General features: G+C 70.4%; 22 protein-coding genes. 9 read left to right on the top strand and 13 right to left on the bottom strand.

What is annotated here, in order from left to right:
* Positions 1 to 122: 122 nt before the first annotated feature.
* Positions 123 to 1,808: a CAP domain-containing protein gene (locus tag ACIBCK_RS36635; RefSeq protein ID WP_399397382.1), complete on the top strand. Its 1,686-nt coding sequence runs from the start codon at positions 123 to 125 to the stop codon at positions 1,806 to 1,808.
* A gap of 273 nt (positions 1,809 to 2,081) precedes the next feature.
* Here ACIBCK_RS36635 and ACIBCK_RS36630 read toward each other — a convergent pair whose 3' ends face one another.
* The 6 genes from ACIBCK_RS36630 to ACIBCK_RS36605 all read right to left on the bottom strand — a co-directional run bounded on the left by ACIBCK_RS36630 (position 2,082) and on the right by ACIBCK_RS36605 (position 8,425).
* Positions 2,082 to 3,098 carry a Gfo/Idh/MocA family protein gene (locus ACIBCK_RS36630; protein ID WP_399397380.1) on the bottom strand — a complete coding sequence of 339 codons (1,017 nt, stop codon included), beginning with the start codon at positions 3,096 to 3,098 and terminating at the stop codon, positions 2,082 to 2,084.
* The gene (locus ACIBCK_RS36625) at positions 3,095 to 4,144 is read right to left on the bottom strand and encodes a Gfo/Idh/MocA family protein (protein WP_399397378.1); all 1,050 of its coding nucleotides are present in this window, start codon (positions 4,142 to 4,144) and stop codon (positions 3,095 to 3,097) included. The genes ACIBCK_RS36630 and ACIBCK_RS36625 overlap by 4 nt, the downstream gene beginning before the upstream one ends.
* Before the next feature lie 62 nt (positions 4,145 to 4,206).
* Complete coding sequence (locus tag ACIBCK_RS36620; protein ID WP_399397376.1) at positions 4,207 to 5,061, bottom strand: carbohydrate ABC transporter permease; 855 nt, start codon at positions 5,059 to 5,061, stop codon at positions 4,207 to 4,209.
* Positions 5,054 to 6,001: a carbohydrate ABC transporter permease gene (locus tag ACIBCK_RS36615; RefSeq protein ID WP_399397374.1), complete on the bottom strand. Its 948-nt coding sequence runs from the start codon at positions 5,999 to 6,001 to the stop codon at positions 5,054 to 5,056. Before ACIBCK_RS36615 ends, ACIBCK_RS36620 begins: the two co-directional genes overlap by 8 nt.
* Positions 5,998 to 7,254, bottom strand: a complete 1,257-nt coding sequence (locus tag ACIBCK_RS36610) for an ABC transporter substrate-binding protein (protein WP_399397372.1) — start codon at positions 7,252 to 7,254, stop codon at positions 5,998 to 6,000. The genes ACIBCK_RS36615 and ACIBCK_RS36610 overlap by 4 nt, the downstream gene beginning before the upstream one ends.
* 34 nt (positions 7,255 to 7,288) lie before the next feature.
* Entirely contained in the window at positions 7,289 to 8,425 is a 1,137-nt protein-coding gene (locus ACIBCK_RS36605; protein ID WP_399397371.1) for an ROK family protein, read from the bottom strand.
* Between the two features lie 216 nt (positions 8,426 to 8,641).
* On the opposite strand from ACIBCK_RS36605, the gene ACIBCK_RS36600 reads away from it, so the two are divergent.
* From ACIBCK_RS36600 to ACIBCK_RS36590, 3 genes are all read left to right on the top strand, one after another.
* Positions 8,642 to 9,454: an SAM-dependent methyltransferase gene (locus tag ACIBCK_RS36600; protein ID WP_399397369.1), complete on the top strand. Its 813-nt coding sequence runs from the start codon at positions 8,642 to 8,644 to the stop codon at positions 9,452 to 9,454.
* A gap of 182 nt (positions 9,455 to 9,636) precedes the next feature.
* A complete protein-coding gene (locus tag ACIBCK_RS36595) occupies positions 9,637 to 10,731 on the top strand; it encodes a mechanosensitive ion channel family protein (RefSeq protein ID WP_399397367.1) in 1,095 nt (364 codons plus the stop codon).
* Positions 10,732 to 10,865: 134 nt separating this feature from the next.
* Positions 10,866 to 12,662, top strand: coding sequence for an acyl-CoA dehydrogenase (locus tag ACIBCK_RS36590; protein ID WP_399397365.1), 1,797 nt, complete (start codon positions 10,866 to 10,868; stop codon positions 12,660 to 12,662).
* On the opposite strand, the gene ACIBCK_RS36585 is transcribed toward ACIBCK_RS36590, so the two are convergent.
* Positions 12,604 to 13,263, bottom strand: coding sequence for a DUF6629 family protein (locus ACIBCK_RS36585; RefSeq protein WP_399397363.1), 660 nt, complete (start codon positions 13,261 to 13,263; stop codon positions 12,604 to 12,606). The two genes, ACIBCK_RS36590 and ACIBCK_RS36585, sit on opposite strands and share 59 nt — an antisense overlap.
* 204 nt (positions 13,264 to 13,467) lie before the next feature.
* On the opposite strand from ACIBCK_RS36585, the gene ACIBCK_RS36580 reads away from it, so the two are divergent.
* Together ACIBCK_RS36580 and ACIBCK_RS36575 are read left to right on the top strand one after the other, a co-directional pair.
* Positions 13,468 to 14,592: an NADH:flavin oxidoreductase gene (locus ACIBCK_RS36580; protein WP_399397361.1), complete on the top strand. Its 1,125-nt coding sequence runs from the start codon at positions 13,468 to 13,470 to the stop codon at positions 14,590 to 14,592.
* A gap of 70 nt (positions 14,593 to 14,662) precedes the next feature.
* Entirely contained in the window at positions 14,663 to 15,295 is a 633-nt protein-coding gene (locus tag ACIBCK_RS36575) for a CGNR zinc finger domain-containing protein (protein WP_399397360.1), read from the top strand.
* Here the strand turns inward: ACIBCK_RS36575 and ACIBCK_RS36570 are convergent.
* The gene (locus ACIBCK_RS36570; protein ID WP_399397358.1) at positions 15,292 to 16,554 is read right to left on the bottom strand and encodes an MFS transporter; all 1,263 of its coding nucleotides are present in this window, start codon (positions 16,552 to 16,554) and stop codon (positions 15,292 to 15,294) included. The two genes, ACIBCK_RS36575 and ACIBCK_RS36570, sit on opposite strands and share 4 nt — an antisense overlap.
* Entirely contained in the window at positions 16,551 to 17,195 is a 645-nt protein-coding gene (locus ACIBCK_RS36565; protein WP_399397356.1) for a helix-turn-helix domain-containing protein, read from the bottom strand. The genes ACIBCK_RS36570 and ACIBCK_RS36565 overlap by 4 nt, the downstream gene beginning before the upstream one ends.
* Before the next feature lie 118 nt (positions 17,196 to 17,313).
* Between ACIBCK_RS36565 and ACIBCK_RS36560 the strand changes: the two genes are divergently transcribed.
* Complete coding sequence (locus ACIBCK_RS36560; RefSeq protein ID WP_399397354.1) at positions 17,314 to 18,222, top strand: polyphosphate kinase 2 family protein; 909 nt, start codon at positions 17,314 to 17,316, stop codon at positions 18,220 to 18,222.
* A 154-nt stretch (positions 18,223 to 18,376) separates the two neighbouring features.
* On the top strand, positions 18,377 to 20,005 hold the full coding sequence (locus tag ACIBCK_RS36555; RefSeq protein ID WP_399397515.1) for a GMC oxidoreductase: 1,629 nt from the start codon (positions 18,377 to 18,379) through the stop codon (positions 20,003 to 20,005).
* Between the two features lie 25 nt (positions 20,006 to 20,030).
* On the opposite strand, the gene ACIBCK_RS36550 is transcribed toward ACIBCK_RS36555, so the two are convergent.
* The 4 genes from ACIBCK_RS36550 to ACIBCK_RS36535 all read right to left on the bottom strand — a co-directional run bounded on the left by ACIBCK_RS36550 (position 20,031) and on the right by ACIBCK_RS36535 (position 22,893).
* The gene (locus ACIBCK_RS36550) at positions 20,031 to 20,510 is read right to left on the bottom strand and encodes a carboxymuconolactone decarboxylase family protein (RefSeq protein ID WP_399397514.1); all 480 of its coding nucleotides are present in this window, start codon (positions 20,508 to 20,510) and stop codon (positions 20,031 to 20,033) included.
* Between the two features lie 5 nt (positions 20,511 to 20,515).
* Positions 20,516 to 21,595 (bottom strand): dihydrodipicolinate reductase, encoded by a 1,080-nt coding sequence (locus ACIBCK_RS36545; protein WP_399397352.1) that lies wholly within the window; start codon positions 21,593 to 21,595, stop codon positions 20,516 to 20,518.
* 89 nt (positions 21,596 to 21,684) lie between these two features.
* Complete coding sequence (locus ACIBCK_RS36540; RefSeq protein ID WP_399397351.1) at positions 21,685 to 22,200, bottom strand: lytic polysaccharide monooxygenase auxiliary activity family 9 protein; 516 nt, start codon at positions 22,198 to 22,200, stop codon at positions 21,685 to 21,687.
* Between the two features lie 150 nt (positions 22,201 to 22,350).
* On the bottom strand, positions 22,351 to 22,893 hold the full coding sequence (locus ACIBCK_RS36535; RefSeq protein ID WP_399397349.1) for an FABP family protein: 543 nt from the start codon (positions 22,891 to 22,893) through the stop codon (positions 22,351 to 22,353).
* 157 nt (positions 22,894 to 23,050) lie between these two features.
* On the opposite strand from ACIBCK_RS36535, the gene ACIBCK_RS36530 reads away from it, so the two are divergent.
* Entirely contained in the window at positions 23,051 to 24,745 is a 1,695-nt protein-coding gene (locus ACIBCK_RS36530; RefSeq protein WP_399397347.1) for an ABC transporter ATP-binding protein, read from the top strand.
* The last annotated feature ends 29 nt before the right edge of the window (positions 24,746 to 24,774 follow it).

Below are 24,774 nucleotides of genomic sequence, written 5' to 3'. Positions count from 1 at the left end.
TACGCGGCTTTTCCGGCGCGGATCCGCCTCCGGTCTCAGTGGCCCTCCGTCCGGAGGCGGAACCTCCGGCGCCGCGTCACCGCGCCGGGAACCTGACCGTGTGGCCCTCGCGTTGTCCTTGCATGAACGAGCTGGTTGCCGGGGGGAACGTGCCGCTTCCGGACGGTGCCGTCACCCTCCGGGTGCCCGGCCCCTTCGACCTGTCCGTGATCGTCACGGGCGACAGCGGGAAGGTCGCGGGCGACGAGGACTTCGTCTTCTACAACCAGCCCGCCACCTCCGGCGCCCGCATCCAGGGAGACACGGTCACGGTCGACGGGCGGCGCCTGCGGGCAGGGGCGAGCCGCGTCACCGTGGCCGTCAGCCCCGCCGAGCCGGGCACTCCCCTGGGCCGTCTCCCGGGCATCGCGCTCCAGGTGCACGGTCCCGGCGGCCGGCTCGTGGCGCGTTTCACACCGCCGCGCCCCGACCGCGAGACGGTGCTGCTGCTCGCGGAGATCTACCGCCGCGGCCCGGGATGGAAGCTGCGGGCACTCGGTCAGGGGTACGCGGACGGGCTCGCGGGGGTGGCACGCGACTTCGGGGTGGACGTGGCGGAGGACGAGGCTCCGCAGTCGGCCGCGGCTTCGCGGGCACGGCCGAGTACTCCCTCCGGTGCAGGGCCGAGCGGTGCTTCCGGTGCAGGGCCGGGTGCCGCCTCCGGAGCTGGGTCGGGCGGTTCTTCCGGAGCAGGGCCGGGTGCCGCCTCCGGAGCTGGGCCGAGCGGTACTTCCGGAGCAAGGCCGGGTGCCGCCTCCGGAGCAGGGCCGAGCGGTCCTTCCGGAGCAGGGCCGGGTGCCGCCTCCGGAGCAGGGCCGAGCGGTCCTTCCGGAGCAGGGCCGGGTGCCGCCTCCGGAGCTGGGGCGGGCGGTGCTTCCGGTGCACGGTCCGGCGCGCCTTCCGGGGAGCGACTCTCCGCGCCTCCCGGGCGGCCGCTCATACCTTCCGGGCGGTCCGCGCCCGCCGGGCCGGCCGTCTCTTCCGGCCCGGCCGGCCCCGACGGATTCCTTCCGCTGGTCAACGCCGCGCGGGCTTCGGTGGGCGCGCCGCCGGTCGCCCTCGATGCCCGGCTGAGCGCCGCCGCGCACGCGCACGCCGCCGGGATGGCGGCCCGGTCCACGCTCAGCTCGGAGCACGCGGGCGGTACGTCCCTCTATCAGCGGGTCGTCGCGGGTGGGTACGCGTATCTGGCCATCGGCGAGCATCTGGTCTCCGGGCCGCGCACGGCCGCCGAGTTCGTGGAGTACTGCCTCTCGGGCGAGCAGTCACGGCGTACGGTGCACGGCCGCGCGTACACGCAGGTCGGGGTGGCACACACCGCCGCCGCGCGCTCCGGTGACCTCTACTGGACGGCGGTGTGGGCCAGCCCGTTCACCGCGCAGGGGCTCGCGGAGTGGGCAAGCGCCGTGCTCCGCCTCACCAACGCCGAACGGACCGCGGCAGGCCTGCGCCCCCTCTCCCCCGACCCGCTCCTGACCGTGGCGGCGCAGAACCACAGCGCGGACATGATCGCCCGCGCCTTCTACGCCCACACCTCCCCTGACGGCGGCGAACCCTGGCACCGCGCGTCCGCCGCGGGCAGCGGGCATCGCGCGATCGGCGAGAACATCGCCTGCGGACAGCGCACGCCCGCCGAGGTGGTGGACGGCTGGATGGACAGCCCCGGCCACCGAGCCAACATCCTCAAGCCCTCCTTCACCCACCTCGGCGTCGGCTATGCGGGCGGCGGCTCAGCGGGCACGTACTGGACGCAACTGTTCGGCGGCTGAGCTGACCTCAAGGACAACTGCCGTGCCTGCCACGGACCGGCCCTCGTGCAGGGTGATGGCCCGGCCGGGCCGAAGGTGCTGCCACCGCGAAGGGTCCAGAGGCGCGAGTCGCACCGAAGCCCGTCCGCCGGGCGCCAGGGAAGTCGACCGGAAGCGGGGGGTCCGCACCGAGTTCCTCCAGCAGCCCGAGGGCCACTTCCCATTCGTCGTGGACGAGGTACTCCCAGACGTCGCTCACCCTGACGTCTTTCTCGGTGGCCCCGGGAGCTCCGCTCAGTCCCCCGCCACCGCCACCGGCACCCCGCTCCTGGCCGACGCATAGCCCGCCGTCACGATCTTCAGCGTGCGCAGGCCGCCCTCTCCGTCGGCCACGTCCATGCCGCCCTCGGTCGGGCCGTGGAGGAAGGCTCGCAGCATCCGCTCGTCCAGGTCGGCGCCGAAGGGGAGTTCGAGGCCCTGGCCGCGGCGTTCGCTGTAGCCGTGGACCGACTGGTCGAAGGCGTCCATCTCCAGGGTCGCCCGCTCGCCCACCACGGTGAGTTCGAGCCCGCCCCACGAGTGGTGGGAGCGGGGATGGGACCAGCTGCAGTCGATCGTGGCCACCGAGCCGTTGTCGTAGGTCACGGTGACCAGACCGCTGGTCTCGGCGTCGACCTCACCCTCGTACATGCGGTTGTTCGTCTGGGCGTACACGTCGACGGGGCGCGCGTCGCCGAAGAGGTCGTCCAGGAGGTCGGCTATGTGGACCGTGTGGTCCATCAGGGCGCCGCCGCCCGCGAGTTCGGGATCGGCGAACCAGCGCCGCGAGGACGGCATGGAGCCGTTGTTGGCGCCGGACACGGTCAGGACCCGGCCCGCCTCCCCCGAGGCCACGGCCGCCTTGACGGCCGCGTACGCGGGGCTGAAGCGGACCGGGAAGGCCACTGCCAGCCGTACGCCGGCCTCGCGGCACGCCGTGAGCATCGCCGCACCGTCCTCGACCGTCGTGGCCAGCGGCTTCTCGCACAGGACATCGACGCCGTGGGACGCGGCGAGCTCCACCAGGGGGCGGTGCCGCGCGTTCTCCGAGCAGACGATCACCGCGTCCGGGCCCCAGGCGAAGGCCTCCTCGTACGTCTCCACGTACGCGACCCCCCTCTCCTCGGCGAACGCGCGCCCCCGCACCTCGCCGGGCGCGGCCGAGCCGGCGTCCGGGTCGCTGCCGATGACCTCGATGCCCGGCATACGGGACAGGAGCCGCAGGTATCCGGCCGCGTGGACGTGGGCGAACGACAGAACGGCGACCTTCATCGTGTGACCTCCTGGATGACCGTGCGGGCCGTCCGCGCCCGGCTCGCTGTGATCTCGACGGCCCGGCCCGTACGACTCGACTCCACCGCCGCCTCGGCGATCCGCACCGCCTCGATGCCGTCCCGCGCGCTCACCCGCGGTTCTCCGGCCCCCTCCTCCCAGGACGCCGCGAACTCCCGCAGCTCTGTCAGGTAGGGGCTCTCCGTCATCGGGCTCGAAGGGATGCCCTCGTTGGCCGCGCGCACCCCCTGTGCGGTGATCCGGTAGCCGGGCACGGACGTGGAGTCGTGCCGCAGCAGCCCGTCACTGCCCGCGACGCGGAACGTCGTACGGAACTTCTGGTCCGGAAGGCCCCAGAGGCCGGTGATGTGACTGATCGTGCCGGAGGCGTGGGTGAGGACGGCGGTCGCCGAGACGACCTCGGCGCGGGCGCCGCCCGTGGCGTGCTCGACGCCCCGCGTCTGCGCGTGCACGCGGACCACGTCGCCCGCGATCCAGCGGGCGATGTCGATGTCGTGCACCATCAGGTCCATGATGACGCCACCCGACTTGGCGGGGTCACCGAACCACGGCGCCCACTGCGGGCGCGCCCCGCCGCGCGTGAAACGCAGAACCGCGAGATCGCCCAACTCCCCTCGCGACACCGCCTGTTGCATCGCCGCGTACGCCGGGAAGTACCGCACGACATGGGCGGGGTGCAGCCGGACGCCCGCCGCTTCGGCGGCGGCCGCGGTCTCCTCTGCGTCCCGGGCGTTCAGGGCCAGGGGCTTCTCGCAGATGACGTGCCGGCCCGCCACGACGGCCGCGAGGGCGAGTTCCTTGTGGGTGGGGGTGGGGGTGCAGATGTCGACGGCCGTGCAGTCGGCGAGCAGTTCGCCGAGCCCCGCCACCGCGGTGACACCACGGCCCGCATACTCGGCGGCGAGTTTCTCCGCCGAGCCGTCAACGGTGTATACGCTGACGCGCGCACCCAGTTCCAGCCAGCCGGGTAGATGGGCGCGGGCGATGCCGCCCGCCCCGATCAGGCCGATGTGAAGCGGTCGCATGAAGGGAGTTACCTTTCCTCGTCCAGTGGGGGCGGTGCGGGGCCGGTGGCGGCCATGCGGGGTCAGCTCTTGGAGCCGGAGAGGGCGACGCTCTGCACGAAGTGCCGCTGCAGGAAGACGTAGACGAGCAGCATGGGCAGGCTCGCGATGAGCGAACCGGCCATCATCACCGGGAAGTTGGTCTCGTACTGGCCCTCCAGTGAGGTCAGTCCGGCGCTGATGGGCATCTTCTGCGGGTCGGTGTTGACGATCAGCGGCCACAGGAGGTCGTTCCACGACCACATCGCGGTGATGACGGCGAGCGCGGCGAGCGCGGGCCGCACCAGCGGCAGCATGATCGACCAGAAGATGCGCAGCGGCCCCGCGCCGTCGATCCGCGCGGCCTCCTCCAGCTCCTTGGGGAGCGTGAGGAAGAACTGGCGCAGCATGAAGGTCCCGAACGCACTGAACATGCCCGGCAGGAACAGCGCGGGCGCCGAGTTGAGCAGGCCGAGCCGCTGGATGATGTCGTACTGCGGCAGGACGAGCAGCGAGCTCGGCACCATGAGGACGGAGAGGAAGAGCGCGAACAGGACGCCCCGGCCCCGGAATTGCATGCGCGCGAAGGCGTAGGCGGCGAGGGAGCAGAACACCAGCTGTCCCACCGTGCGGCCCACGGTGTTGAAGACGCTGTTGAAGAGCATCTCCCGGAACGGCAGTGCGGTGAAGACCTCTTCGAAGCTCGACCAGTTCCAGGTGTCGGGCAGGAAGGTCGGGGGCACCTTGGCCGTCTCGGCGAGGGACTTGGCCGCGGTGAGCAGCTGCCACAGGAAGGGGAAGACCATCACCAGGGCGCCGAGCGAGAGCGCCGCGTGGGTGGCGACCGAACCGGCGTTGAAGCGGCGGCGTGCAGACGATCGTACGGAGGACTCACGCATAGTGCACCCACCTCTTCTGCAGCCTGAACTGCACCAGCGTCAGCGCCGCGATGATCAACATGAGCAGGAAGGCGAGCGCGGCGGCGGCGCCCTGGGCGTTCTCGATGAAGGCCCATTTGTAGAAGAGGCTCACCACCGACTGGGTGTCACCGATCGCCGGATTCTTCTCGGCCATCATGATGTAGATCAGGTCGAAGGTCTGCAGCGAGTTGATCATGCAGATGATGGAGGCGAAGAAGATCGTCGGGCTGAGCAGCGGCAGCGTGATCGTGAAGAAGCGACGCAGCGGCCCGGCGCCGTCCAGCTCGGCTGCTTCGTAGTAGTCCTGCGGGATGCCCTTGATGCCCGCCATGAAGATGATCAAGTAGTAGCCGGTGGTGGACCAGACCATGACGGCGCCGATCGCGTACACGGCGGTCGAGGGGTCGGAGACCCAGTAGCGGCGGTCCGCTCCGAACCACTCGAAGACTTCGTTGATCAGTCCGTAGTCGCCGTTGTAGAGCCAGTTCCACACCAGACCGACGGCCACCGGCAGCGTCACGAACGGGATGAAGTAGAGCGCGCGGTAGACCGCGACGCCGCGCAGTCCGCGCCGGTTGAGCAGCGCCGCGACGCCGATCGCGACCGGCAGGGCGAGCAGCCCGACGACGCAGTAGATGAGCGTGTTGCCGAGGGCCTGCCAGACGGTGACGTCCTTCAGGACGCGGACGTAGTTGTCCGCGCCGATCCAGGTGTGGCCGCCGAACGCGCCGAACTCGGTGAAGCTGTAGTAGAAGGTCTGGAGCAGCGGCCAGAAGTAGAAGACGGCGAAGCCGATGCCGAGCGGCGCGATGAAGAGGTAAGCGGTGCGCTGACTGCGGGACTTGGGCGCGGGACGGACCTCCGGTTTGCCGCGGCCCGCCTTCTTCGCCGCCGCCGTGGAGGGAAAGACACTCATCATGCGCGCTCCTCCTTCAGGGCTCGGTCCATCTGCTCGCCCAGCGTCCGTGCGGCGCTCTCGATGCCGCCCTTGCCGCTGAACGCAGCGCCCAGGAGCGGGTATTGGAGGTTCTCCCAGACCGCGGTGTTCTTCGAGCTCGGGTACGGCACGGCGTACTCCAGCATCTCGATGTAGTGCTTCAGGTCGAACTCGGGCATCGACTTGAGCCAGGCGTCCTGCGTCCCCTCGTACGAGGAGATGGTGATGCCTGCCGACGCCTGGATTTCCGCGGCCTTGCGGCCCGCCATGAAGTGGACGAACTTCCAGGCCGCCTCCTTCTTCCGGCTCTTGGCGGAGATGACGTTGGCGAGCCCGTGGATGATGGTGGCCCGCTCCCGGCCCTTGGGCAGGACGGTGACGCCTGCGTGGTCCTTGAGCGCGGGAACGGCGTGGTACTGCCCGGAGAACGCGGATATCTCGTAGACCATGGCGGCCTTCTCCGACCAGAAGCGGTTGCGGGCCTTGGACTCGACCATCGCGCTCTGCGGCGGCGACCAGCCGCGGTCGATCATGTCGGTCCAGTAGCGCAGGCCCTCGATGGACCGCTCGTCGCCGAAGCCGGACCGCCCGTCCTTGAGGACGTGGCCGCCCGCTCCGTGGATGGCGGGGTAGAGCTGGGCCTGGCGGTCCATCTCGGCGGCCATGCCGTGCACGCGCTCACGCGGGTTGGTGAGTTCGGCGGCGGCGTCGCGTACGTCGTCCCAGGTCCACGTCGCGTCCGGGTACTTGATGCCCGCCTTGTCGAAGAGGGCTTTGTTGTACCAGAGGCCGATGGTGTCGAAGTCCTTCGGTATGCCGTACTGCGTGCCCTGGTAGGCGTAGATCTTCACGAGCGATGCGGGGTGGCGGTCCACGGGGGTGGCGTCGCTCTCGATGTGTCCGCTCAGGGGTTCGAGGACGCCGCTTGAGGCGTACAGCTGGAGATTGACCGCGTTCATCCAGAACACGTCGGGGGCCGTGCCGCCGCGCATGGAGGTCTTGAGGGTGGTCCAGTAGCTCGACCAGGGCGTGAGCTCCATGCGCACGGATATGCCGGGGTTCTCCTTCTCGAAGGCGTCGATCACCTTCTGCAGGCCAGGCACCTGGGCCACGTCCCATACCCCGTACGAGAGGGTGGTGCGTCCACCGCTCCCCTTCCCGTCGTCGCTCTCGCCGGAGCAGGCGGCGAGCAGGGGCGCCGCCATCGCTCCGTACAGCAGAGTCCTCCTACGCATGAGCGCCTCGCTTCCGGTCGTGGCTTCGGGGGTGCTACGGCGCCGGGTCCGTCAGGAGATCGGACTCGACCTGGTCAAGTGCCTTGCGTACGGCGCCGATCGCGACGCCCTGTTCGCCGAGCGTGCTCAGCGCGATGCGCGGAACGTGCAGGGTCAGCGGGCGCAGCCTGTCCTCGATCAGCGGCACGAGATGGCTGCCCAGCGGGGTCGCGCCGCCGGTGAGCACCACGAGCTCCGGGTCGACGGCCAGCGCGAGGGCGGCGATGCCCGGCGAGATGCGGTCGGCGAAGTCCGTGACGGCGGCCAGTGCGCGCGGGTCTCCGGTGTCCGCGGCACGGGCGAGTGCGGCCACCTCGGACTCGCCGGAGCGGCGTACTCCTCGCCAACTGAGCGCATCCTGCGCGGTGTTCATGCCGAGCAGCGGCAGCAGGCCGAGCTCGCCCGCGCCGCCGCGCCGGCCCCGGTGCAGTCGCCCTCCGATGGTGAGGCTGCATGCCACGCGATGGCCGGTCAGGACGCAGACGACGTCGCCCGCGAGGGTGGCCGCGCCCTGCCAGCGCTCGGCGAGCACGGCGAGGTTCACGTCGTTCTCGACGAGGGTGTGACCCGTCTCCCCGGCGGAGAGGAGCCCCGCGAGATCGACGCCGGACCACTCGGGGATGACGTAGGAGGTGATCGTGCCGCCCGCGTCGACGACGCCCGGGACGCCCACGCAGCGGGCCAGGATGTCCTCGCGCCGCACGGCGTGTGCGTCCAGGAAGGCTTCGAGGCCCTTGCGCAGGAGGTCCAGCCGCTGGGCCCCGCCAAGATCCGGGTCGATGTCCTCGCGCCGCACGGCGAGCACCGTTCCACCGAGGTCGGCGAGGAGCAGCACCATCTTGTGCAGGCCGATGTCGGCGCCCACGACGCGGCCCGCCTCCACGCGGAACCTGAACCGCCGGGCGGGGCGCCCCGGCGCGCGCTCCGCGTCGTCGCGCTCGGCCTCCGACGCCCAGCCATGGGCGGTCAGCTCCTCGACGGCGGATTCCACGGTGGGCCGGGAGAGTCCGGTGCCCGCGGCGAGCTCCGCGAGCGTCTGGGGGCTGCGGTGGTGCAGGGCGCGCAGGACGACGGTGGTGTTCAGCCGGCGCAGCGAGGCGAGATCGTGTCCTCGTGTCCCGTTCCGCAACACTTCTTCACCCCATGTCGAGGCCGGGACAGCCCTGTTGACCAGCAGGTCGACCGCCGCACCCGGAGATTAGGGAGGAGACTTGCATATCCCTGGCCGCCGGGGAACCCCCCTCGCAGGACCCGAGTGACCCTTGAGCCCGGTGGGGCTAGCGGGCACGATGACGGACGCACGCACCACGCCCGCCCGAACGCAGGTCGCCTCCAAGGGAGTTGACGCATGCCCGCGATTCCACCACCCGTGACTCAGCCCATCGACACCAGCAAGCCCCACCCCGCCCGGGTCTACGACTGGTTCCTCGGCGGCAAGGACAACTACCCGGTGGACGAGGAGCTCGGGCTCCAGATCGTGTCGCTCGAACCGCAGACCAAGTACTGCGCCCAGCACAACCGCTGGTTCATGCAGCGCGCCACGCGTCGCCTGGCGGGAGAGGAGGGGATACGCCAGTTCCTGGACATCGGCACCGGCATCCCGACCGAGCCGAACCTCCACCGCATCGCGCAGTCGTTCGCCCCCGAGACGCGTGTGGTCTACGTCGACAACGACCCGATCGTCCTCGCGCACGCGGAGGCGCTGCTGCGGGGGACGCCCGAGGGGGCGACGGAGTTCCTCCAGGTGGACGCGCGCGAACCGGACAAGATCCTCGAACAGGCCGAGGGCGTAGTGGACTTCACGCAGCCGATCGCGCTCTCCCTGATCGCGCTGCTGCACTTCATCGGCGACGACGACGGCGCCTACGACGTCGTGGAGCGGCTCGTGGCCGCCCTCGCGCCCGGCAGCCACCTGGTCCTGTCCCAGATGGCGAGCGACTTCGACCCTGAGCGGACGCGGCAGGCGGTGGAGATGTACAAGGCGGGCGGCGTCACGCTCGTGCCCCGGGCGCGCGCGGAGTTCGAGCGGTTCTTCGACGGTCTGGAGCTGAGCGACCCCGGCATCGCGTGGCTGCCGGACTGGCATCCCGAGCTCGGCGTCGACGAGGTCAGGAACGGCACTCCGGTGCCGCTGTACGCGGGAGTGGCGCGCAAGCCGTAGCCGCCCGAGCGGAAGTCAGCCGATTCGGGGCGGGACATCGGTTATCACCCTGTGCCCGGCGAGTTGAGGGCAAGCTGGGCGCGGGCCCCCGGCAACGGAGCCGCACCCATGGGGCAGGATGACGCTCGCGCCGGACTGCGAACATACGTCCGGCGCGCCGGCACAACCTGGAGAATGAACTGATGGAGCGAGCCCTCACATGGCACGACCTGATCACCGCCGGTATCGCGGTGATCGCCGGCATCGCGGCGGGTGTGCTGCTGCGCATGATCCTGCGGTGGCTGGGTGAGCGGGCCAGCAGGACCCGGTGGAGCGGTGATGACGTCATCGTCGACGCCGTGCGGACCCTGGTCCCCTGCGCGGCGATCACCGCGGGCGCGGCCGTCGCCGCCGCGGCCCTCCCGCTCACACCGAGGACCGGCCGGAACGTCACGATGACGCTGACCGCCCTGCTCGTCCTGGCCGCGACCCTGACGGCGGCCCGCGTGGTCACCACCCTGGTGAAGTCCCTCGCGCAGTCCCGGTCGGGTGTCGCGGGCTCGGCGACGATCTTCGTCAACATCACCCGTGTCGTGGTGCTCGCGATGGGCTTCCTCGTCGTCCTGCAGACGCTCGGTGTCTCCATAGCCCCGCTGCTCACGGCGCTCGGCGTGGGCGGACTCGCGGTGGCCCTGGCTCTCCAGGACACCCTGGCCAACCTCTTCGCGGGCGTGCACATCCTCGCCGCGAAGACGGTGCAGCCGGGCGACTACATCAAGCTCAGCAGCGGCGAGGAGGGCTACGTCGTCGACATCAACTGGCGCAACACGGTGGTGCGTCAGCTGTCGAACAACCTCGTCATCATCCCCAACGCCCAGCTCGCGGGCACCAACATGACCAACTTCAGCCGCCCCGAGCAGGATCTGTCGATCATGGTGCAGGTCGGCGTCAGCTACGACAGCGACCTGGAGCAGGTGGAGCGCGTCACGACCGAGGTCGTGGAGAGCGTCATGAAGGACGTCGACGGCGCCCTGCCCGAGCACGAGCCGGCCGTACGCTTCCACACGTTCGGCGACTCCAGGATCAGCTTCACGGTGATCCTTGGCGTCGGCGAGTTCAGCGACCAGTACCGCATCAAGCACGAGTTCATCAAGCAACTCCACCAGCGCTACCGCGCCGAGGGCATCCGGGTCCCCGCCCCGGTCCGCACGGTGAACGTTCAGCAGGGCGAACTCCCGCCCGTCCTGATCCCCCACCAGCGCGAGGCGACGGCACCGACGACGAAGCCTGCGCCGTAGCGGGCGGACATGGTCGGCTGAGCCGGGCGTCACAGGGCCGCCCTCGACAAACACCATAAGCAACCGCTTAGTATCGGGTGTGCGGGGCCCTCTGCCCCGGGATCGGTTCCGCCGTCACCGCATGGAGAATCCGCATGGCATCCCTGCTCCTGTCCCGTCGTGACCTCGACTTCCTGCTGTACGAGTGGCTCGACGTGCCCGCGCTCACCGCGCGGGAGCGGTACGCGGACCACTCCCGCGAGACCTTCGACGCCGCACTGGAGCTGAGCGAACAGATCGCCACGCGGCACTTCGCCCCGCACAACAAGAAGAACGACGCCCAGGAGCCCACCTTCGACGGGGAGCGGGTGCACATCATCCCCGAGGTCAAGGAGGCGCTGCGGGTCTTCGGGGACTCGGGGCTCCTGGCCAGCGCCATGGATCACGAGATCGGCGGCGGGCAGCTGCCGGCCGTCGTGGCACAGGCCTGCTTCGCGTGGTTCCAGGCGGCGAACGTCGGCACGGCCGCGTATCCCTTCCTGACCATGGGCAACGCCAATCTGCTCCTCGCGCACGCGTCGAAGGAGCAGATCGAGACCTTCGTGCGCCCCATGGTGGAGGGCCGCTTCCTGGGCACGATGTGCCTGTCGGAGCCGCAGGCCGGTTCGTCGCTCGCCGATGTGCGGACGCGGGCCGAGGAGCAGGCGGACGGGACGTACCGCCTCTTCGGGAACAAGATGTGGATCTCCGGCGGTGAGCACGAGCTCTCGGAGAACATCGTGCATCTGGTGCTCGCCCGGATTCCGGGCGGTCCGCCCGGCGTGAAGGGGCTCTCGCTGTTCATCGTGCCGAAGGTGCTCGTCGGCGAGGACGGGTCGCTGGGCGAGCGCAATGACGTCGTGCTCGCGGGCCTCAACCACAAGATGGGTTACCGAGGGACCACGAACACCCTGCTGAACTTCGGCGAGGGCGCCCACCGTCCCGGCGGTGAGCCCGGCGCGGTCGGCCATCTCATCGGGGAGGCCAACCGCGGTCTCGCGTACATGTTCCACATGATGAACGAGGCACGGATCGGCGTGGGCCTCGGCGCCACCGCCCTCGGCTACACCGGCTATCTGCACGCCCTCGACTACGCGCGCACCCGCCCGCAGGGCCGTCCACTCGCGGCGAAGGACCCCGCGTCGGCGCAGGTCCCGATCATCGAACACGCCGACGTACGCAGGATGCTGCTCGCCCAGAAGGCGTACGTGGAGGGCGCGTTGGCGCTCAACCTGTACTGCGGGCGGCTGCTCGACGAGCAGAACACCGGCACATCGCCGCAGGCACGCGAAGAGGCCGAGCTGCTGCTCGACGTGCTCACCCCGATCGCCAAGAGCTGGCCCTCGCAGTGGTGCCTGGAGGCCAACAACCTGGCCATCCAGGTGCACGGCGGCTACGGCTACACGCGCGAGTACAACGTCGAGCAGTTCTACCGCGACAACCGCCTCAACCCCATCCACGAGGGCACGCACGGCATCCACGGCCTCGATCTCCTCGGCCGCAAGGTCATCATGGACGGCGGCAGCGGCCTTCGGCTGCTCGTCGAGCGGATCTCGCGGACGTCCGCCCGCGCTGCCGCGACGGGCGGCTCCGCGTCCGGGTACGGGCGGGCGCTCGACGCGGCCTCGGCGCGTGCGGTGGAGGTGACCCAGCGCCTCTGGTCGACCGGCGACCCGCAGACGGCGCTCGCCAACGCGAGCGTCTACCTCGAAGCGGTCGGGCACGTGGTCGTCGCCTGGATGTGGCTGGAGCAGTTGCTCGCCGCCGAGTCCGGCACCGAGGACTTCCACGCGGGCAAGCGCGCCGCCTGCCGTTACTTCTTCCGCCATGAACTGCCGAAGACGGAGGCCCAGTTCACGCTCCTGGAGAGCCTGGACCGGACCGCGCTCGAACTGGACGAGAACGCCTTCTGACCCAGAAGTACAGGAACACCGAGCAGACCGCCGCGAAGGCGCACCACGTCGAGATGTACTCGCGTCGCCACAGCAGGACGCACACCGCCGCTCCGACGGCGACCAGGACGCCGAAGAGGACAAGGCCCCGGTCGCCGGAGAGGAGCAGGGAGCCGACGGTGGCGACCAGATATCCGGCGACGATCAGCTCGGTATGGGGCAGGCCGAGCGCGTACCCGACCGTGTGGCCACGGATCTCGGCCGTCACGGTGCGGGTCGCCAGGTAGTAGGAGAGCACCGCCGCTGTCGCGATGCCAAGGACGAGGGCGGCCAAGAGGCGGCGGCGGGCGTTCGGCGGGGCCGCGCACAGCACCGCCGCGGGCACCCACAGCGCGAGCAGGGGCAGGGCGATCACGGTCCAGGCGACGGTGGCGGGCCCCGTGCCGCCGCCCTCGCGCCAGACCTCCGACTCGACGATCTGGTGGGCGCCGAGCAGCAGCGGGAGCGCGGCGACGGGCAGGTCGCGAGGTCGGCCGCCGAGTGCCGCTCGACTCACGCAGGCGACCCCCACGGCGGCGACGCCCACGCCCGCCACGAGATCGGCCGTCGCGCTCCAGCACATGGCCCCACGCTAAGGCCGCCTCCCCCCACCGGCGCGGCGGGCGGCCCGCAGGGGTCATGGGGGAGGCACGCGGTTCGCGCCCGGCGAAAGAACCCCACGGAAAACGACAGGAGTAAAGCGCGTACGCTTACGTCATTGATCTCATGGGATCGAGCCCCGCATCCCCCGCCCGATCGAACCCCTCATCCCCTGCCAGGAGGACACATGACCTCGGCTCCCCAGACCGCGCGTACCCCCCAGACGCTCGACCGCCCCTTCAGTGTCGGCAGCCTCACCCTGCCCAACCGCATCGTGATGGCGCCCATGACCAGGGAGTTCTCACCGGGCGGCGTGCCGGGCGCGGACGTGGCCGAGTACTACGCCCGTCGGGCCGCGGCCGGCGTCGGACTGATCATCACCGAGGGGACGTACGTCGATCACGCATCGGCCGGTACGAGCGACCGGGTCCCGCGCTTCCACGGGGCCGACGCCCTCGAAGGCTGGCGCAAGGTGGTCGACGCCGTGCACGCGTCGGGCGGGAAGATCATTCCGCAGCTGTGGCACGTCGGCGTCACGCGTGACGAGGGCAAGGGTCCGGTGCCTTCCGCTCCCGCCGCGGGGCCCTCGGGAATCGACCTCGACGGGCAGCCGAAGGGCAGCGCGCTGACAGCCGATGACCTCGACGACGTGATACGGGCGTTCGCCGACGCCGCGGCCGCCGCCGAGCGCATCGGCTTCGACGGCATCGAACTGCACGGCGCGCACGGCTACTTGATCGACCAGTTCCTCTGGGAGCGCACCAACCGGCGCACGGACGGCTACGGCGGCGGCATCGAGGCCCGCACCCGTTTCGCCGCGGAGATCGTCTCGGCCGTACGGGCCGCCGTCTCGCCCGACTTCCCCGTCTTCTTCCGTCTCTCGCAGTGGAAGGCGGGCAGCTTCGACGCCAAGCTCGCCGAGTCCCCCGAGGAGCTGGAGCGCCTGCTCACGCCGCTGGCGGACGCGGGCGTGGACGTCTTTCACGCGTCCACCCGCCGCTACTGGCTGCCCGAGTTCGACGGCAGCGACCTCAACCTCGCGGGCTGGGTCAAGAAGGTGTCGGGCAGGCCCGTGGTCACCGTGGGCTCGGTCGGCCTCGACCAGGAGTTCGTCGGGCCGCAGGGCTGGGCGGGTCCTTCCGCGGCCACGGGCATCGAGCTGCTCCTGGACCGCCTGGAGCGCGACGAGTTCGACCTGGTGGCGGTGGGGCGCGCCCTCATCGCCGACCCCGAGTGGGCGGCCAAGGCCCTGGAGGACCGGCTCGGCGACGCGCTGCCCTTCGACAAGTCGCTCCTGACGAGCCTGGCCTGAGCGACAGCCGCCGGGCGACGGCAGCTAATGCCCTACGCTGCTGTCGCCCGCGGTCGCGTACGATGTGCCCATGACCTGGCCTGCCACCGAGCGCTACTTCCCCACCGCCGTCCCCGGCGGCCTGGGGCTCGTGCAGGACATCCTGAACACCGCGCCTTCCTGCGGTGTCCCCGAAGCCGATCTCCTCGATGACGTGGCCGCCGCGCAGGAGTGGATCTCCGTGGCGCTGCCCACCTGGGCCGAGCGGACGGGGCGCACGGCCGTGCGGCTCACCCTCACCGCAGAGGACCTGCCCAAGCTGCGGCAGCTGCGCGAACAGCTGCGCCGTGCCCTGCTCTCGCGGTGCGGCACGACGAGCGGCGAGACCGCGCGCTTCACCTCCTGCGCCCTCCAGGTCAGCCTGCACGGCGACGCCGCGGTGACCACCGAGCCCGAGGGCGAGGGCTGGCGCTGGCTGACGTCGGCCGTGCTGTGCGAGGCGCTGCTCGCGCAGACCACCGGCGAGTGGAGGCGCCTGAAGATCTGCCGCAACGAACGCTGTGCCACGGCGTTCTACGACCGCTCCCGCAACAACAGCGGCGTCTGGCACTCCACCCGCGGCTGCGGAAACGCCGCGAACCTACGGGCCTCGCGCCAACGCCGCCGCGCGTACGCCGAGCCGGAGCCCGCGCCGGACGACGCGCAGCGCAAGGAGCCCCATTAGGCTGCTACGGCGTCCTGTTCGGCGGGTTCGGGCAGTTCCCGGGTGCCCGGCACGGGCGACGGCAGGAGCCACAGCACCGCGATGACGGCGCCGGCCGTGCCGATCCAGAGCGTGGGGCGCAGGCCGATGGCCGTGCCGAGCAGGCCGCCCAGCAGGGCGCCCAGAGGGCGGAAGCCGTGGTTCAGGGTGCGGTAGGCACCCATGACCCGGGAGCGGATGGTCTGCGGGATCAGCACCATCTGGAGTGACGCGGTGGCGATGTCGATGACCATCACGCCGACGCAGCTGAGGAATTCGGCGGCGAACAGCGTGACGACGACCAGCGGCAACGGGCCGTCGGCGAGCGGTACGAGCACCAGGGGCAGCGTGAACCCCACGGAGCCGCAGAGGATCGAAGGGCCGATGCCGAAGCGGCGTACGACTCTGCCGCTGCACGCGGCGCCGATCAGGCCGCCGATGGCCCCGGCGCTCAGTATCGCGCCGAGAACGCCCGCGCTCAGGCCGAGTTCGACCGTCACGTACAGCACGAAGAGCGTGTGGAACATGTAGTTGAAGAACTGGATGGTGCCGGACCACGCGAACAGCGCTCGCATCGACGGTTCCTTGAGCACCCATCGCAGCCCCGCGGTGAAGTGCCCCTTGCCGACGGGTTCGGGCACGGGCTCCACGGGTTCGATACGCGCGAGGAAGCGGGCCGAGACGAGGTAGGTGAAGGCGTCGCCGAGCAGGGCGAAGGGAGCGGTGAGGAACTGTACGAGGAGCCCGCCGATGCCGGGTCCGGCCAGCCAGGACATCGAACGGCTGCCGCTGACCAGTGAGTTGGCCTGCACATAGCGCTCGCTCGGCACGAGCGTCACGATCAGGGTGTTGTTGCAGGCATCGAAGAGCACGGTCAGCGCACCGATCGCGAACGCCGTCGCGTAGAGCTGCCCGAGGGTGAGGGCGTCGAGCAGATACGCGACCGGGAGGGCGACGAGCAGCGCCGCGCGGGCCAGATCGGCGGCGATCATGGCGCGCCGCCGCCGGGCCTGCCGGTCGGCCCAGGCGCCGAGCGGCAGGTTGAGCAGGAGCGTGGGCAGCAGCTCCACGGTCTTGAGCCAGCCCATCTCGGCGGCGTCCGCGCCGAGGACGAGCACGGCGGCGAGCGGGATGGCGATCAGCGAGATCTCGCCGCCGATGAGCGAGACCGTCTGTCCGGTCCAGTAGCGCCGGAAGGTGCGTTCCAGGAGCAGGGCGGGTATGCGCTCCCGCAGCTTCACCCCTCGGCCCCCGTGTCGCCTTCGTCCGGCGCCTCCCCGGGGATCTCCCGGTCGACGAAGCCGAGCCGCATCAGGCTGACGGGGCGCGCGCCCTCGGGGCGCAGGCCGGGATCCTTCTCACGGTCCTCGTACGGCTGCAGCACCGCTTCGATGCGCTCGCCGATACCGGTCAGCTCCTCGGGCGTGAGGTGCAGGAGCGAGTCGCTGAACTGCTCCGCCTCGCGCCAGGCGCGGGGCAGCCGGTGGCGTTGCTCGATGGCCCGGACGGCGCGTTCGAAGTACCGCTCCGCGACCGCGGAGCTCAGCGCGTCCGACGCCTCGGCGACGGACGGGTCCTCGCTGTACCCGGGCCAGTCGGTGAACTGGGCGGTCGCCTGCCACGGCTTCTCGCGCCCCCGGCCGCCCGGCGCCTCCTCGACGAGCCCGTACTTCGCGAGCATCCGCAGGTGGTACGAGCAACTGGCCACGGACTCGCCGGTCAGCTCGGCGGCCCGCGTCGCGGTGAACGGCCCGCTCCGCCGCAGGAAGCCGACGAGAGCCATGCGGGTGGGATGCGCGTAAGCCCGCAGGGCGCGGGGGTCCGTGAGGCGGATGCTGCGGGGCGTGCCGTCCGGGGAGGCCGGTTCCGAGATCTGCGACATGATGTAAAGCTAGCTTTAGAAAGGTTTCTTTACAAGGCATCGCCGCGAGCGTGAGCTGACTGGCGGGACCCCCTCCCCCGGCGCACCATCGACTGACACCGGCGGAAGGGTTCACCCAGTGGCCAAGGTCAAGAAGAAGAAGGACACGAAGAGCAAGAAGGACGCGTCCCGCAAGCCCCCCACCCCGCTCCGCGACGTCCTGCGCGTCCCCGAAGGCGAGCGCGTGAACCTCGGCTCGTACCCGGCCGACGCGACCCCTGCGGGTCCGACGGACAAGGCCGCCGGCCTCCTGGCCACCGCCCGGATGGGCGAACGCCTCGCCGACCTGCAGGAGCGGCTCCACGCGGCGAGCACCGCCGGTGACCGCCGCCGCGTCCTGCTGGTGCTCCAGGGCATGGACACCAGCGGGAAGGGCGGCACGGTCAAGCACGTCATCGGGCAGTTCAACCCCTCCGGCTGCCGCATCAGGGCCTTCAAGGCGCCCACCCCCGAGGAACTGAGTCATCCCTTCCTCTGGCGCATCACGCAGGCGCTCCCCGTACCCGGCGAGATCGGCATCTTCGACCGCTCGCACTACGAGGACGTCCTCATCGCCCGCGTACGCGAACTGGTTCCGCCCAGCGACCTCGGCCGCCGCTACGGCAGGATCAACCAATTCGAGCAGAGCCTGGCCGACGACGGCGTCACCGTCATCAAGTGCTTCCTGCACATCTCGTACGAACAGCAGCGGCGCCGCCTTCTCGAACGTCTCGACAACCCGGACAAGCACTGGAAGTTCAACCCCGGCGACATCGAGGAACGCGCCCTGTGGCCCGCCTACCAGGAGGCGTACGAGATCGCGCTGGAGCGCTGCTCGACCGCGCACGCCCCGTGGTTCGTCATCCCGGCCGACCGGAAGTGGTACCGCAACTGGGCGATCAGCAGCCTGCTCCTCGAGCACCTGACCGCACTTGACCCGCAGTACCCGAAGGCGGACTTCGACGTCACCGCGGCACGTGAGCTGCTCGCGGGCGAAGGCGCCGCATAGGGCCCCGCGTAGGCACAAGATCGGACATTAAAGATCACTCCGACAAGATCGGACAGAAGTTACTTCTAGGTATGCCGTGACTTAGTGCGCCACAAGCAGTAGAACTCGTTCCCATTCCTACGAGAGTGAGGAACGTCACATGAGTGGCACCACCATGCGTTCTGACGGTTCCGGAGGCGTTTCACGCCGAAGATTCATAGCTGGAACCAGTTCTATTCTGGGAGTTGCGTCCCTCGCGACGCTCGCCCCCGCGACCCAGACGTACGCCGCGGCCGCGGCAGGACCCATCGGCGACGGAGCCCGCGTCCCCGTGCTGGTGATCGGCACCGGATACGGCGGTTCCGTCGCCGCTCTGCGGCTCGCCCAGGCAGGCGTCGAAGTGCACATGATCGAGATGGGCATGGCCTGGGACACCCCCGGCTCCGACGGCAAGATCTTCGCCCACACCACGTCACCCGACGGCCGCTCCTACTGGCTGCGCACCAAGACCAAACAGCCTCTGAGCAACTTCCTCGGCTTCCCCATCGACAAGACCATCCCCCGCTACACCGGCATCCTCGACGCCGAGGACATGGGCGGGATCCTCGTCTACCAGGGCCGCGGAGTCGGCGGCGGCTCCCTGGTCAACGGCGGCATGGCGGTCACGCCCAAGCGCGAGAACTTCGGCGCCGTCCTCCCGTCGGTCAACCCCGACGAGATGTACTCCACCTACTACCCGCGCGCCAACGCCGGTCTCGGCGTCAGCACCATCGACCCCGCCTGGTTCGACAGCGTCGACTGCTACCAGTACTCCCGGGTCGGCCGTAAGCACGCCCAGCGTTCCGGCTTCCCGTTCGTCTTCGTGCCCGGTGTCTATGACTGGGACTACATGAAGCAGGAGGCGGCCGGAACAGCGCCCAAGTCGGCGGTCGCCGGTGAGATCCTCTATGGCAACAACTACGGCAAGAAGTCACTCCAGAAGACCTACATCGCCCGTGCCACCGCCACCGGAAAGGTCACCATCTCCCCGCTGCACAAGGTCACTTCGGTCTCCCCCGCGTCCGGCGGCGGATACACCGTCGTCATCGAGCAGCTCAACACCAGCGGCGCCACCACCGCCACCAAGACCGTGACCGCGGACAAGGTGTTCTTCGCGGCCGGCAGCGTCGGCACCAGCAAGTTGCTGGTCAAACTGAAGGCCACCGGCGCGCTGCCCCGCCTGAACGGGGAGATCGGCAAGGGCTGGGGCGACAACGGCAACGTCATGTGCGGCCGGGCCAACCACATGTGGGACGCGACCGGCAAGGTCCAGTCGTCCATCCCCACCGCCGGCATCGACAACTGGGCGGCCGGTGGCGCGTTCGCCGAGGTCGCGCCACTGCCCACCGGGATCGAGACGTACGCCTCGTTCTATCTCTCGATCACCAAGAACCCGAACCGTGCCGCCTTCTCCTGGAACGCGGCCGCGGGCAAGGTGGAGCTGAACTGGCAGACGGCCTGGAAGCAGCCGTCCATCGACGCCGCCAAGACCATCTTCGACAAGATCAACTCAAAGGAGGGGACGATCTACCGCACCGATCTGTTCGGCACGTACAAGATCTGGGGCGACCACCTCACGTACCACCCGCTCGGCGGCGCGGTCCTGAACAAGGCCACCGACAACTACGGCCGCCTGCACGGCTATTCGGGCCTCTATGTCATCGACGGCTCGCTGATCCCCGGCAACACGAGCGTCAACCCGTTCGTCACCATCACGGCGCTCGCCGAACGGAACATCGAGAAGATCATCGCCACGGATGTGTAGCAACTTCGATGTGTAGCAACTTCCCTCAGTGACCGGGGAGTACGCAGACCGCGTCAAGGCCGAGCACGTGGTTGAGGCGGCCGAACGCCAGCCAGGAGCCGATGCTCATGCTCAGTTCCACGATCTCGTGCTGGCTGTAGTGCGCGGTCATCCGCGTCCAGAACTCCTCGTCAAGTCCATGGTGGTCCAGGGCGTACCGCTCGGCGTACTCGGCGGCTAGGCGTGTCCGGTCGTCGAAGGCATCGGTGGTACGCCACTGGGTCACCGCTTCGGCGAACTCCTCCTCGACCTTCCGGCCCTCGCGTTCGGTCCGCCAGTCGAGGCAGAACAGGCACCCGTTGATCTGCGCGATGCGCAGCCGGGCAGCCTCGAACTCCCGTAGCCCCAGGGTCGTGTGCTCGTACACCGACAGCGAGAAGTTCGCGGCGGCCATGCCGATCCCGGGGACCATGTCACCCCACACGTACCCGATCGGCTCCTGCCCCTCGGGGATGTCTATGTGCATCGAGCTCATTGTTTGCTCCTTCCGAGCTTGCCGGCCGCGGGGCGCAGCGGGATGTCGAGTGCGTCGTAGAGTCCGGGTTCCGCGGCCACGAGCCAGTCGATGGCGCCGACCAGTCGGCCGACCGCGGTGGCGTTGCCGCCCGCTGACCGGTTCTCGCCCTCGTCGGTGGCCTCGACCGTGACCTCGATGCGCGGGCGGCCCTCGATGATGACCCGGTGCGCGCCGGCGCCGTCGGGCGGCGTCGGCCAGTCAGGGGCGCAGGACGGGTGGATGCGGGTGACATGCTCGATGACGATGCGGGGCTCGCCCCCGACGATGCCCTGCACCTCGAACCGCACCGCCCCCTGGGTGCCCGCCTCGAAGTCGCCCATGGTTCGTGTGCTCACCGAGGTGTCGAGGGCGCGGCGCTCCAACGTCTCGCGGATGTCGTCGAGTTCGACGCCGAGAGCCCTGGCCATCAGCCGGATCTGACCTCCCCACACCATGGTCGGGACGGTCTCGGCGAGCATCAGCGGTTCGTAGTCCATCGGATGCCCCATGCCGATCAGGTGGCGTACGGAATCCTCCTGGTCGTACGTGGAGTAGTCGAAGATCTCCTGGCAGCGGATCCCGTCGACGGTGCTGCCGAGGCCGCTGATCAGCAGCGGCAGTACGTCGTTGCCCCAGCCGGGGTCGACGCCGGACACGAAGAGGGAGCCGCCGCCGTCCGCGACGGCCGCGAGGATCGGGTCCCGCAGTTCGGCCGGTGCGTTGCGCTGGTCGTACAGCGCGTAGAGGGCGGGGGTGACGACGACGGCTCCGGCGCGGATCGCCCGGCCGACGTCGTCCAGGGCCTCGTCCGGGCGGATGTCGCCGGAGGCCGCGTACACGACGGCCCGGGGCGCCGCCGCGAGGACCGCGTCGATGTCGTCGGTCGCCGTGACGCCCAACTGCCCCTGGAGACCGGCGAGGTCGGCCGCGTCGCGGCCGACCTTGTCGGGACTGTGGACGAGCACGGCCGTGAGCTTCAGCGCCGGGTGTGCCTCGACGGCACGTATGGCCGCGCGGCCGACATTTCCGGTACCCCAGACAACCGTGGAAATCATGCGGCGGAGGGTAACCAGAGGGCGTATCACTTCATAGGGGCATGACCGGAGAGATTTCCAGCAAGGGGCCGTGCCCCGGCGGGTGTTGCCTAACGGATGTTCACGTCGATGCACGCGTAGAAGGCGTTCGACGTGTCGCCGATGTTCCAGACCGCGAGCACCTTGTGCCTGCCGGTGGCGCTGCCGAGGTTGACCTGGTGCGAGACGGTGGCCGGGGGCTGCTGGTTGCCGCCGTCGATCGTCGCGACCTTCGTGCCGTCGACGAAGTACTCGTAGTTCGCGGTGCGGTGCCGTGCGGTGAAGGTCCAGGTGAAGGTCTGGGTCCTGCTCACGTCGCTGACCTTCCAGCCCTTGCTGTCGTCGTTCAGCTCGGCGAAGCGGGCGTTGCCGCCGTTGCAGCTGCGCAGGCCCTTGGGCCCTTCGACGCTCTGCGGCTCCCATGTGATGTCGCCGCACGAGACGGTGCCCGCGGCGCACTGCGCCTGCCGGCTGGCGGGCGCGTTGACGTAGCCGTGCGCGCTGGCCGAACCGGTCGGCAGGGTGAGGGCGAGGACCGGTGCGAGGCCCGCACCGATCATGGCGGCCAGCTTCCTTTTCCTGTGCATGCGTAACTCCTTCACGACGCTGGGGTGGGGGTGTGCGTGAAGTGCTGGGGCCAGATGTTCGTGGGGGCCTATTAGTCCAGACCATAGACTTTGGCGGGCCTCGGTCAAGGCCCCTTTCGAGCCAGGTACGCGCGACAGGAGACCCGCGGCCTACGCCGTGCGGCGCAGACGTGCCGAGAGGTGGTGCTGCAGCGGTTGGCCGACCGCTTCGAGGTCGTGGACGAAGGTGAGTTCGCCCTCGTCGGTGAGCGTGTAGCGGCGGCGCGTGGCCTTGACCTCCTTGGCGGTGGGAGTGCGGGCCACCTCGCCGGTGGAGAGGTCGACCGTGTTCCCCGTCGCCAGGCCCGCCGCGATCTCCGCGATGCCGGTGGGCTGGGTGATCAGCGCCTCCACCCGCCCATCGGGCTGCAGCCGCCACCAGCCGCTCTCCCGCGCCGACGGCCGAAGCGGCGCGTCGTCCGCGTCGAGGAGCCAGGCCCGCGCCTCGTAGCGGAGGAAGGGCCGGCCGTCGTGGCTGAAGGTGACTTCCTGGGCGTAGGTGAATTCCGTTTCGAGGGTCGGGTACTCGCCTCGGCCCCGGCCGTGCCAGGTACCCAGGAGTCCGAGCACGGGCGCGAGGAGCGCGTGCGGCGCCGGCGCCTCGTCCGGCCGGTGGGCGTCGGGGTACGGGTGCTCCGGTGCGGGGTCGAACACGGTGTGCGCTCCAGGGGTAGGGGCCGGTGCCAGGAGGCAGCCTAGGGGCTCCCCGTCAGCGGCATCCGCTGGTCACTGGCCCGGGCCGGCACCATGGAGGGTCAACTTAGGGTAGCCTCACCTAGATTTTTGCTGTCCGGCCCTGGAGAGGTGGCGGGTGAGTTCCTCAAGTCCGTCGGGGCGGGACGTCCTGAGAGAGTCGATACGGGGCCAGCGGCGCGATGTCGCCGTCGGAGCGGTGCTGGGTTCCGGGCACCAGATAGGCGAGGCGCTCGTCCCCGTCCTGATCGGCGTCGCGATCGACCAGGCCGTCACCGACTCCGACACCGGCGCCCTCCTCGTATGTCTCGGCGTCCTCGCCGTCGGCTACGTGGCGCTCGCGCTGAGCTTCCGCTTCGGCGCCCTGGCCGGTGAGCGGTCCGCCGCCCGCGCCGAACACACCCTGCGCGTCTCCCTCGTACGACGCATTCTGGACCCCGGCGGCGGAGCCGAGGAAGGCCGGCTGCCCGGCGCCCTCGCCAACATCGCGACCGAGGACGCCAAGCGGGTCGGCGCCGTCAACATGGCCGTGATGGCCGGGATCTCGGCCCTGACCGGCATCCTCACCTGCGCGGTCGTCCTGCTGCGGATGTCGCTGACCCTCGGCCTCGTCGTGCTGCTCGGCACGCCGGTGCTGCTGTGGCTCGGGCATCTGCTGAGCAAGCCGCTGGAGACCCGCAGCGAGGCCGAGCAGGAGCGCGCCGCGCACGCCTCGGCCGTCGCCGCCGACCTGGTGACGGGCCTACGGATACTCAAGGGCATCGGCGGTGAATCGGCGGCCATCGCCCGTTACCGCACCACCAGCCGCGATTCCCTGGGCGCCACGCTGAAGGCGGCGCGTGCGCAGGCCTTCCAGAGCGGCGTGGTCCTTGCCCTCACAGGGTGCCTGATCGCCACCGTCGCCCTGGTCGGCGGCAGGCTGGCCGCCCAGGGCAGCATCAGCCTGGGCGAGCTGGTGTCGGCGGTGGGGCTCGCGCTCTTCCTCGTCGGCCCCCTGGAGGTGCTCGCGTGGGTCAACGCCGAGTTCGCCCAGGGCAGGGCGTCGGCGGGACGGATCGCGGAGGTCGTCGCCACCGCGCCCGTCGTCACGGCCGGTGACCGGAGCCTGCCCGTGCCGGTGCGCGGGGCGGTGCGGCTCGACGGCGTACGGCACGGCGGGCTGCGCGGAGTGGACCTGGACGTCGCGCCGGGCGAGCTGCTCGGGGTGGTCGCGACGGACCCCGCGCACGCCAACGACCTGCTGCGCTGCCTGGCCAGACGGACCGACCCCGAGGCCGGGACGGTGGAGCTCGACGGCATACCCCTGAGGGACCTCGACCCGGCCGAGCTGCGTACGGCGATGCTGGTCGCCGAACACGACGCGGACCTCTTCGAAGGCACCGTCCGCGACAACGTCACGGCCGCCGCCTCCGACGCCACCGACCCGGAACAGGCGATGGCGGCCGCCGGAGTGGCCCAGGTCGCCCAGACGCTGCCGGACGGCGAGCACACGCCGGTCGGCGAGCGCGGCCGCTCCCTCTCGGGCGGGCAACGCCAACGTGTCGCACTCGCCAGAGCGCTGGCCGCCGAACCCCCCGTCCTGGTGGTCCACGATCCGACCACCGCGGTCGACGCCGTGACCGAGGCCCGCATCGCGGCCGGAGTCCGCGAGATCCGCAAGGGCCGCACCACGGTCCTGGTGACCACCAGCCCCGCCCTGCTCTCGGTCACCGACCGGGTGGTGCTCCTTGACGAGGGACAGGTCATCGACACGGCCCCGCACGCGGATCTGATCCAACGTCATGAGGCCTACCGCGCGGCGGTGTTGGCGTGAACGGTGATGGTTTGAACGCTGATGGCATG

The organism is Streptomyces sp. NPDC051218 (assembly GCF_044455475.1).
Classification (GTDB): domain Bacteria; phylum Actinomycetota; class Actinomycetes; order Streptomycetales; family Streptomycetaceae; genus Streptomyces.
The sequence above is the reverse complement of the archived record's forward strand: the minus strand, read 5'-3'. Positions and strand labels throughout refer to the sequence as shown.